The following is a 16,801-nucleotide window of genomic DNA, read 5'->3' on the forward strand; positions in this document are numbered from 1 at the left end:
CCTAAAGCAGGTTTACCTTCACTTGTTGTGCTCGAGAATTACTTAGTACGCTTGTACTTAATATCCCAAACACCATGACCAAGACGGTGGCCACGAGCTTCAAATTTAGTCAGTGGACGCTCATCCGGACGAGGAATGTAATCACCATCTTCAGCGATATTCTCGAAGCCTGGAGCAACGTTCATCACTTCAATCATGTGCTCTGCGTAGTTTTCCCAGTCTGTTGCCATGTGGAAAATACCAGTATCAAGTTGAAGCTTACCGCGAACCATTTCTGCAAACTCAGCCTTAACGATACGACGTTTGTGGTGACGAGCTTTGTGCCATGGGTCAGGGAAGAACAGTTGCAGTGTATGCAGGCTGCTATCTGGAATCATGTGTTCAAATACTTCTACTGCATCGTGACACATTACACGCAGGTTAGTTACGCCAGCATCACGCGCTGTACCTAAACAAGCACCAACACCTGGGCTGTGAACTTCAATACCTAAGAAGTTTTTCTCAGGTGCGTTCTTTGCCATTTCAACCAGTGATGCACCCATACCGAAGCCAATTTCTAGTACAACTGGGTTATCGTTGCCAAATACTTCTTTCCAGTTAAGAAGCTCTGGGTTGTAGTCGATACCCATTGTTGGCCAACATTCATTCATCGCGTTTTCTTGGCCTTTTGTTAAGCGGCCTTCGCGGCGAACAAAACTACGGATCTTACGAACCAGTTTGCCGTCTTCAGTATACTCGTTAGTGGTCACTTCACTCATTGATTTTTGCCTGCACATTGATTAATCAAAGCGGGGATTATCCAAAGAATTGCCTTCGGTGCAAGTCTTTCCGTGGATAAATTCCCACACAATTTGTCTGTTTTACATCCAACGTTAAGTGTGGTGCAATTTCGCTTCTAATAATAGCAAAGCATAGAGCATGTCGTGACTCCTTTCGCAACCGCCATATTAAAGTGGTATGACGCCTACGGGCGTAAAGAATTACCTTGGCAACAAAACAAAACCGCCTATACCGTTTGGCTATCTGAAATTATGCTTCAGCAAACTCAAGTCGCCACGGTGATCCCATACTACCAACGCTTCTTAGAACGGTTTCCTACGGTTATCGACCTAGCGAACGCCGAACAAGATGAGGTGCTCCACTTATGGACAGGGCTTGGTTATTACGCAAGAGCTCGCAATCTACATAAAGCAGCCAAGATCGTTGCTGAGCAATATGGTGGTGAATTTCCGCTTTCTATCGAGGAGATGAACGCGCTACCGGGCATCGGTCGCTCGACTGCTGCGGCTGTGCTGTCTTCGGTTCATAAGCTTCCTCATGCGATTCTTGATGGCAATGTAAAACGAACGCTTGCGAGAAGCTTTGCCGTTGAAGGTTGGCCTGGGCAAAAGAAAGTCGAGAAGCAGCTCTGGGAACATGCCGAAGCACATACTCCGAAGAAAGATGTCGATAAGTACAACCAAGCAATGATGGACATGGGTGCGATGGTTTGTACTCGTAGCAGGCCTAAATGTACCCTTTGCCCGATTGAAAGCATGTGTGAGGCCAAGAAGCTAGATAGACAGCTCGACTTCCCAGGCAAAAAACCTAAAAAAGAAAAGCCAGTAAAAGAGACCTGGTTTGTGATTCTGTACCACGACAACCAAGTGTGGCTCGAACAGCGCCCTCAGTCTGGTATCTGGGGTGGATTGTTTTGTTTCCCTCAGAATGAAAACGCAGAGATCGAACATCAGTTAGATCTTCGTTCGGTCAAAGACACTGAAACCGATTCAATCAAGACCATGATTGCGTTTAGGCACACTTTCAGCCACTACCACTTAGATATCACGCCAGTATTGGTGAAATTAGATAAACAACCAGATTTGATAATGGAAGGGACTAAAGGTCTCTGGTATAACTTATCAAAACCAGAAGAAATTGGCCTAGCTGCTCCAGTAAAGCTGCTTATTGAGAGCCTACCCTTTGAACTGAACGACGACGTTTGAATCAACGAACGCGATAAGAGGAACCACTATGAGCCGCACTGTATTTTGTGCTCGCCTTCAAAAAGATGCTGAAGGCCTAGATTTTCAACTTTACCCAGGTGACTTAGGTAAGCGTATCTTTGACAACGTGTCTAAAGAAGCTTGGGGACAATGGCAAAGTAAGCAAACCATGCTTATCAATGAAAAGAAGCTAAACATGATGGATCCTGAGCATCGTAAACTTCTTGAAACTGAGATGGTTAACTTCCTTTTCGAAGGTAAAGATGTCGTAATTGATGGCTATACTCCACCAAGCGAATAAGACATTTATTTAAGCAATTTTTAATGACATCATGGTTAACGCTGTGATGTCATTTTTTTATGAGGAACTATGAAAAAGCTAAGTTACTTCCTAACAGCCATGTTATTAACGGGCTGCAGCCGTGAATTTGTCGAAAGCATTTATGATGTGAATTACGAGCCGACCAACCGATTTGTAAGCAATTTGGCAGAGCTACCTGGTCAGTTTGAAAAAGACACCGGAGCACTAGATGCTTTGATTAATAGCTTTTCTGGCAATATCCAAAAACGCTGGGGCAGTAGTGAAATAAAAATGGCAGGTAAAAGTAACTATGTGAAATACATAGATAATTACCTAAGCCGTTCAGAAGTAAACTTTAGCGAAGGCCTCATAACGGTAGAAACCGTCTCCTCTACTGAGCCTAAAAAACACCTCAAAAACGCGATCATGACAACGCTTTTGACGCCTGATGATCCAGCGCATGTCGACCTATTCTCCTCCAAAAGCATCAAGTTAGAAGGCAAGCCTTTCCTCTACAATCAAGTTGTAGACCAAGAGAAAAAGCCTATTCAATGGACTTGGCGCGCTAACCAGTTCGCTGATTACCTGATCGCCAATAACCTAAAAACCAAAGAAGTCGACTTTAAAAAAGCCTATTACGTTGAGATCCCAATGGTGGCCGATCACGCCAGTCAGCGTAGTTATCAATACGCCGACATCGTTCGACGAGCATCTCAGCGTTACGACATTCCTGAAGACTTGATCTACGCGATTATCAAAACAGAGAGTAGTTTCAACCCCTACGCGGTGAGCTGGGCGAATGCATACGGTCTTATGCAGGTGGTGCCTAAAACCGCTGGTCGAGATGTGTTTAAGCTAGTAAAGAACAAGCCTGGAGAGCCCAGTCCTGAGTATTTATTCAATCCAGAAAACAACATTGATGCTGGTACCGCATACTTTTACATACTCAAAAATCGTTATTTGAAAGATGTAAAACACCCGACAACGCTCGAGTACAGTATGATTTCAGCATACAACGGCGGCACTGGTGGTGTCCTCAATACCTTCAGTAAGGACAGAAAACGAGCAGTGCGAGATTTAAACTCGCTGCAACCTAGCCAAGCGTACTGGGCTCTTACTAAGAAACACCCAAACAAAGAGTCGCGCCGATACTTAGAAAAAGTAACAAAATTCAAGAAAGAGTTTAACCAAGGTAAAACGTAAGCCTCACTTTTGAATAAAAAAACAACTAACGAACGTTTTTTTTAATTATTTTCAAAAAAGGAGTTGACGGTTATGCAGAAAATCCGTTTAATAGCGCTCCGTTGCCCGGATAGCTCAGTCGGTAGAGCAGAGGATTGAAAATCCTCGTGTCGGTGGTTCGATTCCGCCTCCGGGCACCACAATTTGATTTGCTGGTGTCATTACTTCTTAACTGGGAGTAGTAACACAGGCAAAAGCACAAAAGAATTTAGTGTGCCGACTTAGCTCAGTAGGTAGAGCAACTGACTTGTAATCAGTAGGTCACCAGTTCGACTCCGGTAGTCGGCACCATTCTTTTGCCTCGATAGCTCAGTCGGTAGAGCAGCGGATTGAAAATCCGCGTGTCGGTGGTTCGATTCCGCCTCGAGGCACCATTATTTGGTATTTAACTTGAATAAGTTAATACAAATAATTCCCCCTTAGTTCAGTTGGTAGAACGGCGGACTGTTAATCCGTATGTCGCAGGTTCGAGTCCCGCAGGGGGAGCCATTTTAAAGGGCTTCATTTAAATGAGGTTCTAATGAAGAATTTACTCTTCAAGCAAAGAATTTAGTGTGCCGACTTAGCTCAGTAGGTAGAGCAACTGACTTGTAATCAGTAGGTCACCAGTTCGACTCCGGTAGTCGGCACCATTCTTTTGCCTCGATAGCTCAGTCGGTAGAGCAGCGGATTGAAAATCCGCGTGTCGGTGGTTCGATTCCGCCTCGAGGCACCATTATTTGGTACTTAACAAATAGTGGTCTTAATAGACCTGATGTTAAGACAAGTAATTCCCCTTTAGTTCAGTTGGTAGAACGGCGGACTGTTAATCCGTATGTCGCAAGTTCAAGTCTTGCAAGGGGAGCCACATCCAAGAAAGCCAAGTCGAAAGACTTGGCTTTTTTTTCGTTTGAAAAAAAACAAACCCTCTTTGATATTCACTTCAGCTCAACACTAACTCGTAATCAGTTTTTATCAATTAAGTTATACCTTGCCAATACTCCAATCACAGCAACTAACTCTAAGTTTTACAAAATATCTCGATTCAAACAGAACCAGATCCTCACAAAAGTCATTCCTCTTCCCCCATGAACCGTCACATCAAGATTAAAGATAACTCCGCCGACAGTACTTTTTTTTCTTCGAAAATTTAATCTCTATCATGTTTTGATGTCTTTCTGATATCCGCCCTACACGACTTAGATTAAGATTCGATGAAACATACCTAATAATTATTATTGAATTGCTGCGCGGGGAAATATGAAACTAAAAACGCAAGCTTACTTACTATCGGGCATCATTTTAATCGCCCTACTAGCGTTGACCGCTACAGGCTTATGGACCTTAAGAGTCGCTAGCAACATGGACAACAAAGCTCGCGTAACTGAGCTATTTAAGAGTGCATACAGCATTCTTACAGAAGTTGAAAAGATGGCCATTGACGGTACGTTAGAGGAACAACAAGCAAAACAGTTAGCGACTCGCCTGCTGCGTAACAATATTTATAAAGACAATGAATATGTATACGTAGCCGATGAGAATATGACGTTTGTCGCTACCCCATTAGATCCTCAATTACACGGAACCAGCTTTAATGACTTTAAAGATGGTAACGGTAATAGCGTTGGTCAGTTAATCCAAAGAGTACTTGGCAACCGAACAGGTCAGATTGTTGAATACACCTGGACCCAAAAACTGCCTGATGGAACTATTGAAGAAAAACTTTCTATTGCAGAGAAAACACCACATTGGGGTTGGGTTGTCGGTACTGGTATCGGCTTCAATGAAGTCAACGCACGTTTCTGGTCTACCGCTCAATGGCAGCTATTCCTTTGTGTTGTTATTGCTGGTCTTATTCTATCGAGCCTAATTGTATCTATTAAACGCATGCTAGCACTGCTTGGCGGCGAACCTAAAGACGTTAGAGAAGCCGTAAAAGCGGTAGCAGAAGGACGCATTCAAACCTATTTCGAAACTCAAGCAACAGATGGCAGTATTTACCACGCCGTACAACAAATGAGTAAGTCATTGGCTGAACTGGTTTCAAACCTTGACGCTTCAATGTTGGCATTAAGGGGCGAACTGCAGCGCGTAGAAGATCGTGCTGGGTCAATTGCTCAACTGACAGAGACCCAACAACAATCAACAGAGATGATCGCGACAGCAATGACCGAGATGGCCTCTTCAGCCAATAACGTTGCTGATTCAGCTAGCGATACCGCGCGCAACACCGATGAGGCCGATAAACAGAGCCAGCATACCCAACAACTCATTCACAACACAGTAGACAACATTCAAGGCCTTGCAAGCCAACTAGGCACAGCAAGTGAAGCTGTCGCTAACCTAGATAACGATGTAAACAACATTGCGAAAGTATTGGATGTGATTGGTGATATTGCAGAACAGACAAACCTATTAGCACTTAACGCAGCCATTGAAGCAGCTCGAGCTGGCGAACAAGGTCGTGGATTTGCGGTTGTAGCAGATGAGGTTCGTAACCTTGCAGGCCGAACACAATCAAGCACCAAAGAAATTCAGTTAATGATTAATAACCTTCAAGAAGGGTCTCATAACGCAATTCAAACTATGGAAGTTTGTGCCGCCACCAGTGAAAGTACCGTAACAGAGTCTCAAAACGCCTCTGAAGCACTACAACAGATTGTTGTCGCATTAGAGTCTATTTCATCAATGAGTCATCAAATCGCAACAGCGGCCGCTGAGCAGACTCAGGTGAGCGATGATATATCGAAGCGTATCAACATGATCGAAGAGAGCGGTAACCAACTGAGTAATGTCGTGACAGAAAGTCATAACAGCACCCAAACTCTCACCTCCCTTTCTAATGAATTAGAAGCTTGGGTTAATAGGTTTGAAGTAAAACACTAAACTCTCTAGAAAATAATTCAATAAAAAAGCACGTTTTCATACGTGCTTTTTTTATTTCGGTGCCCATTCAGTGTAGTTAACCGTAGTTTTACTATCTTTTAGGGCAAGCTAAACCTAGGTTTTTCACCCCAAATGAGCAAAAACACCCCACTAAGTATAGAAAAACATCAAACGATACTTTTTTTGCAATTTAATGTTGACCCAGAACGTGAAAACACGTTTAATACACCTCGTCGCCCGGATAGCTCAGTCGGTAGAGCAGAGGATTGAAAATCCTCGTGTCGGTGGTTCGATTCCGCCTCCGGGCACCACAATTTATTTGTTGGTGTCCAAGACAACAACAGTAAAGCACAAAGAAATATTATGCGCCGACTTAGCTCAGTAGGTAGAGCAACTGACTTGTAATCAGTAGGTCACCAGTTCGACTCCGGTAGTCGGCACCATTTCTTTAAAGCTTTAAGAATAATTCCCCTTTAGTTCAGTTGGTAGAACGGCGGACTGTTAATCCGTATGTCGCAAGTTCAAGTCTTGCAAGGGGAGCCAAGTTAATCATCAAGCATAAGCTTTTTGATTCATGATGCCGACTTAGCTCAGTAGGTAGAGCAACTGACTTGTAATCAGTAGGTCACCAGTTCGATTCCGGTAGTCGGCACCATTCTCTTGATTAGAGACTAAACCATCAATTCCCCTTTAGTTCAGTTGGTAGAACGGCGGACTGTTAATCCGTATGTCGCAAGTTCAAGTCTTGCAAGGGGAGCCAATTAAAAAAGCCGCATCATTGATGCGGCTTTTTTGCATCTAAAGATCCTAGCTTCTTAATACAAGCACCCTCACCTTTCTACTACTATATTCAATTCAAAAAACCAACAGCTTTCATAGCCTTCAAAATCTACAAATGACCCATTCACGTAGGAATCACTCTTTATCGAAACTATCCACGACAATAGCGCCCATAGAGGCTGGCATTGAAATAACAATCACCCTTTTGATCGATACAACGGGGTCACTCAATAAAGGTAATTTATCCAGGCAAGTCAGCACCAAAGCAACGACCAATGCCGTCATAACATAAGCAATCACTATTCTGAAAATAAACACCGGCAACCGAGCAGCAACATCTTTTTGAAAGACACTCTCATACGTATAGAAGCCTAAGAATACCGCAGACAGCAAAAATAACAGCAATATATTAGCGCTAGGTAAGGTCTCTCCTAACTTCCAAGCCTCTTCAGAAAAAGAAATCGGCACAGCCAAAGCAAAAGATCCCACGAAGATCTGGCTCGCATCTTCAAAGTTAAAACTCAATTTCATAGTTCGACCCATTAGGTTTAAGGCTTTATCTATTTCTTACAATAATCACAAAATTGTCCGCTGATGACTTAGGGGATTTTCTATTCTTGCCAAGCAAACAGTAACGACCCTTCTAATTTCATATGAGTCGCAATAACCAAAACATAGCTTAAACTAACCATCAAGAAACCAAACAACTCATTCATATCGAGTCAACCAACACATCAGAATCGAAGAGAGACCAGTACACATCCTAATATACTAGCGCCTAGAACCAGATAATCTCAATCCGCGGGGTGATAAGTATCACGGCACGAATATGAGAGGTGCAGTTAGAGAAGATAGACACGGCAAAGCTGTCAACGGTAAAACGTGTATCACAAAACAAAGGTAACACATTGACCATGGCTTTAACTTTCTCGGTTTCAACCACAGACAGTACAAAGGGAAATTGCTCATAAAACCGAGTAAGCCCAATGTATTATTGTTCCTGCGTAATCTGCGTGAACTCATCAAGAAACACATAACCATACCAGTGAACGATACAGTGGCTCTTGAAATATTCTGCCCCAATGATGAGAAGTTGCACATGACTCCATTGCTAGAGCAGTTTGCTCTGGTAGTTGGCGGACAGTATCGAGAAGCTTATCTCGCTTTACCTTTCTGTTTGATAAAATTTGTCCATTTGTACCCAGAACACACACTTGGAAGAGATTTTTCGCTATATCAATACCGACAACTTTAATAGACATACTTGTTACTCCTGCTCTTAATGGTTGTACTATTAGTTTGGTACAACGACGCTAGAAGGGAGGTGCGTCCATCACATCAAAGCCTATTCATACTAGGAAGCTTAACGTTAATACAAGCCGCAATATAAAACGGCTTGATGCTTCACGAATAATACCGTTACGACTCGTAACTACTTTTTGCGCTAGAAAACTCAGCTATAGTCGCATTTTTTCTCCGGTGAAGAGTCAGAATTTCGTTGAAAAACAAAATGTATAGGTAGGGCATCAGAACCGCAGATACAAGTACAAAACTAAATTTGTATCGCAAGGGCATTGTCTGCTTACGTCCTTGGTCGAAAATCGTCGACCCTGTAAAAACAAAAAATACGATAGTGTAGATTGTCGCTAGGTAACCTAAAGTCAAATAGGTTAGTTTTACAAAAGTATAGATATGTTCCATATTAAATCTCCTTTAAAAATGACTTATTCACTGTAGTTCTTATCAGGCTTGGCTATTTGGGCTTAGCCGGCTGATAACAAAATGTTGACTCAGCTAAAATATCGTTCGCATATATCGACTACACTGCGAAAGTTCGCTGCCATCCAAGTTGGGCTAGCTTTATTAAGTTCCGTTTCAGAATGAATACCATAATTCACAGCAATGGCTTTGCATCCGAGATTATTCGCCATAAAAATGTCATGTGTGGTATCCCCGACCATCAACGCTTGTTCTTTTGAGGCTTGGAAGTGAGCTAGAATCTTCTGACCAGATTCAGGTGCTGGCTTTTTCTCTTTAACTTCATCCGCGCAAACAACGACATCAAAAAAATCTACGATCCCCGCTGCTGCAAGTAACGCGTTTGCACTGCGTGAAAACTTATTAGTGGTAACAGCAAGCTTAAACTGATGATTTTTTAAATGACTTAACCCATCGAGCACACCAGGAAATAACAGCTGTTTTGCGGCAGGAAGTATTAACTCCTGAAACTGACGCTGATATTCAGTTACGCACTCCGCCACAATCGGAGTGTGCTCCGGTTGATTGAGAAGGTGGGAAAACGCTTTTTCTAGCGGTAACCCTATCGTATCGCAGATATCCTTAGTCTCCTTTGCTGGCAATTGCTTAGATGCAAACGTAGCGTTAAATGCGGTAGCAATTGCTTGGGCAGTGTCGAACAATGTGCCATCTAGATCGAACATAATGATCGGGGAGCTGTGTTTCATTTATTATTCCTTCCTTAACTCAGGAGCCCCGAGTCCATCGGGGCTCTAGATGACTAGTAGTTCGGTTGCTTGATTAAGTACTGGCGTTTAGCTGCGATCTCTGGTTGATAAACATCAGCCGTCCAGTCCTCTGGCGCAACTTCCTCCATCGAAACTGAAATCACGTCTTCACTGCATTGAAGCGCGCTTTGAATAGAAGAAGAGATAACGTCGGATAAGTCCTTTCTCTCCTGCAGAGTCAATTCGACAGGAAAATGCTTAATAGATATGTGTGGCATGGGGCTCTCCTTGTTACATACCAAATGGGAATTGCTGCACGTCTTCTTGCAGTGTTGCGCGAACCGTACCGATTGCTTTCGCGTAAGCCTTTAGTGACTTCATGGTGTATTTGGCTCGGCGATCGAATTGCTCATCACTGACAGCGTTATCAGATAAAAAAAGGCTCTCGCAATGACGGAAAATCAAATGATCCGGGATAAAACAGGCATGATTGTTTTTACTACCAGTCATCCGTAACTCACTGATTGGATAAACACCATTAACGCTTGCAGACACACTAACAAGTAGTACAGGCTTATGGCCCAACTCTTGATTAGTGCAAAGTAGAAGAAAGTTCTTCAAAGCCGGTGTCACCATGCCATGCCATTCTGGCGTAACCAGTACGATGGCATCTGATTGCTGCAACTCTTGAGCGATAGCTCTCCAATCGTTCCACTGTTCGCTGCCATTCCAAACGCCTTCATTCCAAAAAGGAAAATCTAGGACACTCAAATCCATGATTTGTGTCTCTTGAAACTGTTCCAACCGGGCCAGACGCTGTAAATAGGTAGCTGCCTTTAAGCTGTATGAGTTGCTTCGGTGGCTTCCTGAAATAATACTAAGTTTCATGGTTCAATCTCTTATCGGTGTAAAGATGTCACTGGCGCTTGAGTTAACGCGCTCGGTTGTTTTTCTGGTTTCGGACGAGCCATATAGACAGAGACAATAATGGCAACCGAACCAACAATTTGTAGCTGAGTAAACGACTGACCAAGGAAGATATACCCCAGCAAACAGGCGGAGACTGAACTGAGAAAACCAAGAAACGACGTCGTGACCGGATTTAACTTTTCAATACCACGGAACCAAACAAAGTAACCAAAGACCCCACCGATCAGACTTAAATAGGCATAACCAGTAATATTTAGAGCCGTCAGTGTTTGAGGGAAATCCTCATACCAAAGGGCAATCGGCAACAGCATCAAACCACCCAGCGTCAATTGCCAGCCAGTAAAACCAAGTAAAGACATGCCTTTTGGGCGTCCCCAATGTTTAGTCAGTAAAATGCCCAGCGCCATACTGCATGTACCGATTAAACCGATTAAAACTCCCCACCAATTCAATTCGACCGCGCTGTTCAGAACTAAGAGGCTAATACCAGCGACACCCACCACGGCAGAGGCGACATGAGTTACGCTGAGTTTGTTTTGAAAGAAAACCGCCCCCAATCCCATAACAATGAGCGGTTGAATCGACATAACCAGAGCTGCGAGTCCACCAGGCAAGTAGTACGCCGCGGCAAACAAGCAATAAAAGAACAACCCAATATTAAGCAGCCCAAGCACTGCTATTTTCCCCCACCAAATGCCACTTGGCCGGATCTTGCAAAACAACAATAGAACCAATCCCGCACCAAGTGCCCGAATAACAGAGGCTAATAAAGGCAGGTCTGCAGGCAGCAGCTCTGTTGTGACGATATACGTACTGCCCCATACAATGGGAGCCAGTGCTGTCAAAGCCACGTTCATCAAGGTTTGATATTTATTCATAGCTTTGTACCGGGTATGTACCGAAATAGCGGTCTCCGAAATCTCCAATGCCAGGTCGCATGAAGGCTTCATCATTCATGGTCTCTTCGATAGATGCGGTGATCAGTTGAACGGAAGGATGTGTGGTCATTAACCGATCCAGCCCTGCGGGAGACGCCAGAAAATTCACCACAATAATATTTTTGATAGAAACGCCCTGATCCAGCAGTACATCGATCGCTTTAAGCAACGATCCCCCCGTTGCAAGCATAGGTTCAAACAAGAACACGGTTTTTTGTGCGATCTCTGAAGGAAAGTGAGAATAGAAATATTCTGGTAGTTTGGTGACTTTATCCCTTTGAATCAGGATCTTGCCGATAGGTTGTTCTGGAAACATCTGCTTAAACTCACGCTCCATACTTTCGCCAGCACGAATAACGGATACGCCACAGAGACCTTTTGATAGCACTTTTCCCTGATACACATCACCAATCGGTGTAGTGACATGCTGCTCTGAATATTCCAGCAATTCTGATGCTTTAATCAGCAACTGACGAATCACCTGATCACTGAAATGCATGAATGTACTTAAGTCAGCGTGCTTGTCGCGGATTTTAGTATGAAGATAGGCCAAATAGGAGGTGTGGGGCAAAACATGAACATTTCCTTGAAGACGCATAATACTTTTCCTTTTAATGCTTGTTACTGACAAGATTGGTGGTAGAATACCTATAACTTTTAAGTAAGTATCTTTGCAAAAAGATATGTACAGACGATACCGACCAAAAATCTTTTTTTCAAGTATCTTTTCAAAAAAATATTTTAAGGAGTGAAAATGCATTACGATCATGTAGACCGGTTGTTGGTACAGTGGCAACATCAACGACCAGATCTAGACTGCTCACCGATGGGGGTCATTGGCCGCTTAAGTCGAATGAGTAGAATCGTTGATAAGAAACTAAATAAGACATTTAAAAATAACAACTTAAGTTCAGTGGAGTTCGATATACTAGCCACTTTGAGACGCTTTAACGAACCGATGACCCCAACAGAACTGTACCAGACACTAATGCTGTCCTCCGGCGCAATGAGTACGCGTATTGAACAGTTAGTGAAACGGGAGTTGATTGAACGCATCGCAAGCCCAGAAGACAGAAGAAGCTGTAGTGTCGCACTAACTAAAGAAGGTAATACATTGATAAACAAAGTTATTTCTGAGCATGTTGTCAATGAAAAAGCCATCCTTGACCCACTTACTGATGAACAACGTGAGCAATTGGCCAGCCTACTTAGAACCTGGATGTTGACCAACGAATCTTAATTTCTCAAGCCTGCAATCTTGCAGGTTTTTTTTACTCCTACTCAATAGCTTGAAAATAAGTATCTCTTTAAAAAGATACTTGACAGAATGCAAAGTGCTGATATCTTACTTTTCGACATACTAATTGCATATAGGGAAATTAACTTGCTATGAGTACTTCATTAGATCAACTTGAGACTCTGTCGGCGCTAGATTCAGAGCTCCTCACCACCACCCATCAGCCATGCTTATTCACTATGCTTGACGTTCAAGTAGAGATGTATCCTGAGCATATTGCGGTTCAAGATGGTGATTCATCTATTGATTACGCGACATTTAAGGCATTGGTGGCACACAATGCACAGCTTATCAGTCAACATATCAAAGCCGATGAGCCATGTATTGGTCTTTACTGTGACCCCTCACTAGATATGATTACGGGCGCATGGAGTATTCTCGCATCCGAGCACGCGTACCTGCCTCTGGCACCTGAATACCCAGAAGAGCGAATAAGGTATATGGTTGTCGACTCTGGTGTTCGAGTGATCCTCACTCAACCACATCTAAAATCCCAGTTAGAGTGTATTGTTCCGAGAAATGTCACTGTTTTGACACAAGCTGAGCTGCAGGGCTTAGACAAGAGTGACACTATACACACGCTTGAGCGCAGTGTTTCCGATGACCATCAGCTGGCATACATAATCTATACCTCAGGCAGTTCAGGTAAACCTAAGGGTGTGATGGTGACCTACGCCAATGTCTCTCATCAAATCGCCTTTATGAAAGAACAATTTAATTTCAATCAGCATGATCGGATCCTTCAGAAGACGCCAGCCAGTTTTGATGCCGCTCAGTGGGAAATTCTCGCGCCAGCATTTGGTAGCCAAGTCGTGATCGGCCCGAAAGATTGCTACCGCGATCCGGATGCCATGATTGAGACTTTGCTAAATCATAATATTTCTATACTACAGTGTGTACCGACGCTCCTTCAGGCATTGGTGGATCACCCGCTATTTACTGATTGCCTTCGCTTGAACAAGGTATTTAGTGGTGGTGAAACATTAACTCGCAAGCTAGCAAGTGAATTCTTGCAATGTTTACCTCATGCTGAATTGACCAACTTATACGGGCCAACTGAATGTACGATTAACTCTTCTACATTTACTCTATCTCGCGATGCGTTGGCCAATTACCCAGACGCCATTTCGATTGGTAAGCCTGTCGCGAACACCTTGTACCATGTATTGCGAGAAGATGGTGAGCCAGCACGAGTCGGTGAAATCGGTGAATTGCATATTTCCGGCGTACAAGTTGCGAAAGGCTACTATCAACGCCCTGATATTACTGATGAAAAGTTCATTGCTAATCCAAGGCCCTATTTATCAGGTCATGAAGTGATGTATAAAACCGGAGATCTTGTGAAACAAGATGTTCATGGCTATACACACTTTGTCGGCAGAGCCGATAACCAAATCAAACTCCGTGGTTACCGCGTTGAACTCGATGAAATACGCTTGGCGATAGAGAATCATCAATGGGTTAAAACGGCCGCTATGGTGGTGAACAATGATCCACGTACTGGTCACCAGAACTTAATCGCTTGCGTAGAGCTCGATGAAAGACAAGCAGCCCTGATGGATCAAGGCACTCATGACAGCCATCATCAATCAAAATCCAATAAGCTTCAGGTAAAAGCACAACTATCGAACTCCGGATGCCGCGATCTGAACCACTGTGACGCCATTGATGTTCTTCCATTACCGGGAAAAACCGCAACAGGCACTCAACGAGCGAACGCCTTTGGCCGAAAAACGTACCGTTTTTTCGAAGGCGAAACTCCCATGTCAAAAGCAATACTGCTAAGTGTATTAAAACGCCAGCCTATGTCTGCACAACCTTCACGTGATGTTGAGACTCTTTCCTTATCTACATTTGGTCTCCTCATAAGAAACTTTGGCCAGTTCATCAGTGAGGAGCGTCTGCTTCCAAAATACGCCTATGCATCGCCAGGTGCCTTATACGCGACACAAATGTATTTTGAGATCCGTGGGCTGCTCGGGATTACACCAGGGATTTACTATTATCATCCTGCAGAACACTGCTTGATAAAAATCCACACCCTGCCAACATCACATGTTCCTACGCTGAATGTCCACTTCATCGGAAAATGGAATGCTATCGAGCCTGTATATAAAAACAACCTGTTAGAAGTACTGGAGATGGAAACTGGTCATATGCTGGGTCTATTTGATGAATTACTGCCCGAACATGGCCTCTCGCTACTTCAAGACCGCTCAATTGAACGCGACAAGTTACCGACTTGGTATGATGGGGAAAGTGAAGACGTTTACCTCGGTAACTACCGATTTGAACCCTACCGAGTCACTCATCAACCAACCAGTCCGCAATGCCTTGTACAAATACATGACGATAAAGTAGCGGGACTGCTACCTGGCCTTTATCAATATCAAGATGGTGACCTACATTGGTTAACTGACCAGATGTTACAAAAAAATGATGTCATTGCTATCAACCAGAAAGTCTTCGAACGCTCAAGTTTTGGTATCGGTCTTGTGTGTAATGACGAAAACATAGATGACCACTATATCAACCTAGGTCGTGCACTTCACCGCCTGCAAAGCAACACATCACGAATTGGGGTCATGTCTTCGGGATACAGCTCTAAAACCAATAATGATCTTTCAGCCGCTATCAAAATGCGGACCATCCTAGCCGAGCATGGCCAACCGATGAAGTGTCTTTACTTTGGTGTCGGCGGACCGATTAGCGAAGCTCAGTATACGAGTGAAGGCATGAATGAAGATCGAGTCCATATGCAGGGGCCAACTGAAATACTCAAAGACGAACTGGCCTTATTATTGCCACAGTACATGATTCCGAACAAAGTTCTGCTGCTGAATAAATTGCCGCAAACAGCCAATGGAAAGATCGACTATATTGCTCTATCCCAGTTAGACGAACTCAAGCAGATTAATGCTAATCGACCACTCGAGCCACTCACTACAGAGACGGAACAGAAAATTGGTGAGATTTGGTGCCGTATAATGAAATGGGAGTCTGTTTCTGCCACAGACAACTTCTTTGAGTCTGGCGGAAACTCTCTAACAGCAGTGGCTCTCGTCAACCGTATAAATAGTCATTTTGGGATCAAAATGCCGCTGCAGGTTTTGTTCCATACACCAAGCGTCAGCGGTTTGGCTCATTGGATTGATAATAACTCAACAGCACAAGCCCCATATTCAAGATTAGTCCATCTAAACCAAAGCCTTCACAGTCCAGTATTCTGCTGGCCCGGTCTTGGTGGCTATCCGCTTAATCTTAAGCACCTTGCCAATGAGTTGTTCACCAAGCGAGCCTTCTATGGCGTTCAGGCTAAAGGAATTAATGCCGATGAAACACCACTCGCGTCGATCAGTGACATGGCTAAAGCAGACATCCAACAAATGAAAAAGGTCCAACCTGAAGGTCCCTATACACTTTGGGGATACTCCTTTGGTGCGCGAGTAGCGTTCGAAGCCGCTGCACAATTGGAAAGCATGGGCGAAACTGTTGAAGCACTCTACCTGCTAGCCCCCGGTGCTCCGATCATACAGATGGAAAGAGAGCAAAAATTTGAGCATAACGCCAGCTTCAAAAATCCAGTATTTCTGGCCATTTTGTTCTCTGTGTTTGCTCACAAAGTGGACGGTCGCCTGATGGAGCGCTGTCTGGAACTGTGTCACTCAGAGCAAGACTTTGTCGCATTCATCTGTGAACGATTCCCTATGTTGGATCCCGATTTAGTCAAACGCATTATTCGTATCGTCACCATGACGTATGGCTTTAGCTATCAGTTCGAGGAGTTAAAAAATCGCTGCTTAAATGCACCAGTTACCATTGTTAAGGCACAAGATGATCATTATTCATTCCTTGAAAAAGCAACAACCTTTAGCAGAGAACGTCCAACCTATGTTGAGCTAGATGCCGACCACTATCAGGTCCTAAAACCCCTCGGAGTGCAGGAGCTCAAACAAAAACTGTGGGCCAACAACCAAGAACAACAAAAGTAGGATGAA

General features: G+C 43.7%; 13 protein-coding genes, 12 tRNA genes and 2 pseudogenes. 19 read left to right on the top strand and 8 right to left on the bottom strand.

Going from position 1 to position 16,801, the window contains the following annotated elements; genetic code table 11:
• Positions 1 to 38: 38 nt before the first annotated feature.
• Positions 39 to 758, bottom strand: coding sequence for a tRNA (guanosine(46)-N7)-methyltransferase TrmB (gene trmB / locus L1D11_RS02025; protein WP_010435641.1), 720 nt, complete (start codon positions 756 to 758; stop codon positions 39 to 41).
• A gap of 165 nt (positions 759 to 923) precedes the next feature.
• On the opposite strand from trmB, the gene mutY reads away from it, so the two are divergent.
• The 16 genes from mutY to L1D11_RS02105 all read left to right on the top strand — a co-directional run bounded on the left by mutY (position 924) and on the right by L1D11_RS02105 (position 7,153).
• Positions 924 to 1,985, top strand: a complete 1,062-nt coding sequence (mutY, locus tag L1D11_RS02030; protein ID WP_239832921.1) for an A/G-specific adenine glycosylase — start codon at positions 924 to 926, stop codon at positions 1,983 to 1,985.
• Positions 1,986 to 2,013: 28 nt separating this feature from the next.
• Positions 2,014 to 2,286 (top strand): oxidative damage protection protein, encoded by a 273-nt coding sequence (locus L1D11_RS02035; protein ID WP_010435637.1) that lies wholly within the window; start codon positions 2,014 to 2,016, stop codon positions 2,284 to 2,286.
• Between the two features lie 69 nt (positions 2,287 to 2,355).
• Positions 2,356 to 3,489 carry a membrane-bound lytic murein transglycosylase MltC gene (gene mltC / locus L1D11_RS02040; protein ID WP_239832920.1) on the top strand — a complete coding sequence of 378 codons (1,134 nt, stop codon included), beginning with the start codon at positions 2,356 to 2,358 and terminating at the stop codon, positions 3,487 to 3,489.
• Between the two features lie 103 nt (positions 3,490 to 3,592).
• Positions 3,593 to 3,668 (top strand) — tRNA-Phe (locus L1D11_RS02045).
• 75 nt (positions 3,669 to 3,743) lie between these two features.
• Positions 3,744 to 3,819: transfer RNA gene (locus L1D11_RS02050), tRNA-Thr, on the top strand.
• Positions 3,820 to 3,826: 7 nt separating this feature from the next.
• Positions 3,827 to 3,902 (top strand) — tRNA-Phe (locus L1D11_RS02055).
• 39 nt (positions 3,903 to 3,941) lie between these two features.
• Positions 3,942 to 4,017, top strand: a tRNA-Asn gene (locus L1D11_RS02060).
• Between the two features lie 67 nt (positions 4,018 to 4,084).
• Positions 4,085 to 4,160 (top strand) — tRNA-Thr (locus L1D11_RS02065).
• Between the two features lie 7 nt (positions 4,161 to 4,167).
• A tRNA-Phe gene (locus tag L1D11_RS02070) sits at positions 4,168 to 4,243 on the top strand.
• 56 nt (positions 4,244 to 4,299) lie between these two features.
• A tRNA-Asn gene (locus L1D11_RS02075) sits at positions 4,300 to 4,375 on the top strand.
• 392 nt (positions 4,376 to 4,767) lie between these two features.
• Positions 4,768 to 6,393 (top strand): methyl-accepting chemotaxis protein, encoded by a 1,626-nt coding sequence (locus L1D11_RS02080; protein WP_239832919.1) that lies wholly within the window; start codon positions 4,768 to 4,770, stop codon positions 6,391 to 6,393.
• A 235-nt stretch (positions 6,394 to 6,628) separates the two neighbouring features.
• Positions 6,629 to 6,704: transfer RNA gene (locus L1D11_RS02085), tRNA-Phe, on the top strand.
• Positions 6,705 to 6,760: 56 nt separating this feature from the next.
• Positions 6,761 to 6,836: transfer RNA gene (locus tag L1D11_RS02090), tRNA-Thr, on the top strand.
• Positions 6,837 to 6,860: 24 nt separating this feature from the next.
• Positions 6,861 to 6,936 (top strand) — tRNA-Asn (locus L1D11_RS02095).
• 36 nt (positions 6,937 to 6,972) lie between these two features.
• Positions 6,973 to 7,048, top strand: a tRNA-Thr gene (locus L1D11_RS02100).
• A gap of 29 nt (positions 7,049 to 7,077) precedes the next feature.
• A tRNA-Asn gene (locus L1D11_RS02105) sits at positions 7,078 to 7,153 on the top strand.
• Positions 7,154 to 7,308: 155 nt separating this feature from the next.
• Here the strand turns inward: L1D11_RS02105 and L1D11_RS02110 are convergent.
• Positions 7,309 to 7,704, bottom strand: coding sequence for a DUF2391 family protein (locus tag L1D11_RS02110; RefSeq protein WP_239832918.1), 396 nt, complete (start codon positions 7,702 to 7,704; stop codon positions 7,309 to 7,311).
• Between the two features lie 373 nt (positions 7,705 to 8,077).
• Between L1D11_RS02110 and L1D11_RS02115 the strand changes: the two are divergent.
• Positions 8,078 to 8,227 (top strand): annotated as a pseudogene (locus tag L1D11_RS02115) (group II intron reverse transcriptase/maturase); the annotation flags it as partial.
• Positions 8,228 to 8,237: 10 nt separating this feature from the next.
• Here the strand turns inward: L1D11_RS02115 and L1D11_RS02120 are convergent.
• The 6 genes and pseudogenes from L1D11_RS02120 to upp form a co-directional block, all read right to left on the bottom strand.
• Positions 8,238 to 8,435, bottom strand: a pseudogene (locus L1D11_RS02120) (IS110 family transposase); the annotation flags it as partial.
• Positions 8,436 to 8,963: 528 nt separating this feature from the next.
• Complete coding sequence (locus L1D11_RS02125) at positions 8,964 to 9,638, bottom strand: HAD family hydrolase (RefSeq protein WP_239832917.1); 675 nt, start codon at positions 9,636 to 9,638, stop codon at positions 8,964 to 8,966.
• A gap of 53 nt (positions 9,639 to 9,691) precedes the next feature.
• The gene (gene pptA, locus L1D11_RS02130; protein WP_088720804.1) at positions 9,692 to 9,916 is read right to left on the bottom strand and encodes a tautomerase PptA; all 225 of its coding nucleotides are present in this window, start codon (positions 9,914 to 9,916) and stop codon (positions 9,692 to 9,694) included.
• Between the two features lie 13 nt (positions 9,917 to 9,929).
• A complete protein-coding gene (locus tag L1D11_RS02135) occupies positions 9,930 to 10,526 on the bottom strand; it encodes an NAD(P)H-dependent oxidoreductase (protein WP_239832916.1) in 597 nt (198 codons plus the stop codon).
• Between the two features lie 11 nt (positions 10,527 to 10,537).
• On the bottom strand, positions 10,538 to 11,446 hold the full coding sequence (locus tag L1D11_RS02140; protein ID WP_239832915.1) for an EamA family transporter: 909 nt from the start codon (positions 11,444 to 11,446) through the stop codon (positions 10,538 to 10,540).
• Complete coding sequence (upp, locus tag L1D11_RS02145) at positions 11,439 to 12,104, bottom strand: uracil phosphoribosyltransferase (protein ID WP_088720801.1); 666 nt, start codon at positions 12,102 to 12,104, stop codon at positions 11,439 to 11,441. Before upp ends, L1D11_RS02140 begins: the two co-directional genes overlap by 8 nt.
• Before the next feature lie 156 nt (positions 12,105 to 12,260).
• Here upp and L1D11_RS02150 point away from each other — a divergent pair, with 156 nt between their 5' ends.
• Both L1D11_RS02150 and L1D11_RS02155 read left to right on the top strand, forming a co-directional pair.
• Positions 12,261 to 12,746, top strand: a complete 486-nt coding sequence (locus tag L1D11_RS02150) for a MarR family transcriptional regulator (RefSeq protein WP_239832914.1) — start codon at positions 12,261 to 12,263, stop codon at positions 12,744 to 12,746.
• Positions 12,747 to 12,895: 149 nt separating this feature from the next.
• Positions 12,896 to 16,795 carry an amino acid adenylation domain-containing protein gene (locus L1D11_RS02155; RefSeq protein ID WP_239832913.1) on the top strand — a complete coding sequence of 1,300 codons (3,900 nt, stop codon included), beginning with the start codon at positions 12,896 to 12,898 and terminating at the stop codon, positions 16,793 to 16,795.
• Positions 16,796 to 16,801: the final 6 nt, after the last annotated feature.

The sequence above is a fragment of the Vibrio sp. Isolate32 genome (assembly GCF_022397955.1).
Classification (GTDB): domain Bacteria; phylum Pseudomonadota; class Gammaproteobacteria; order Enterobacterales; family Vibrionaceae; genus Vibrio.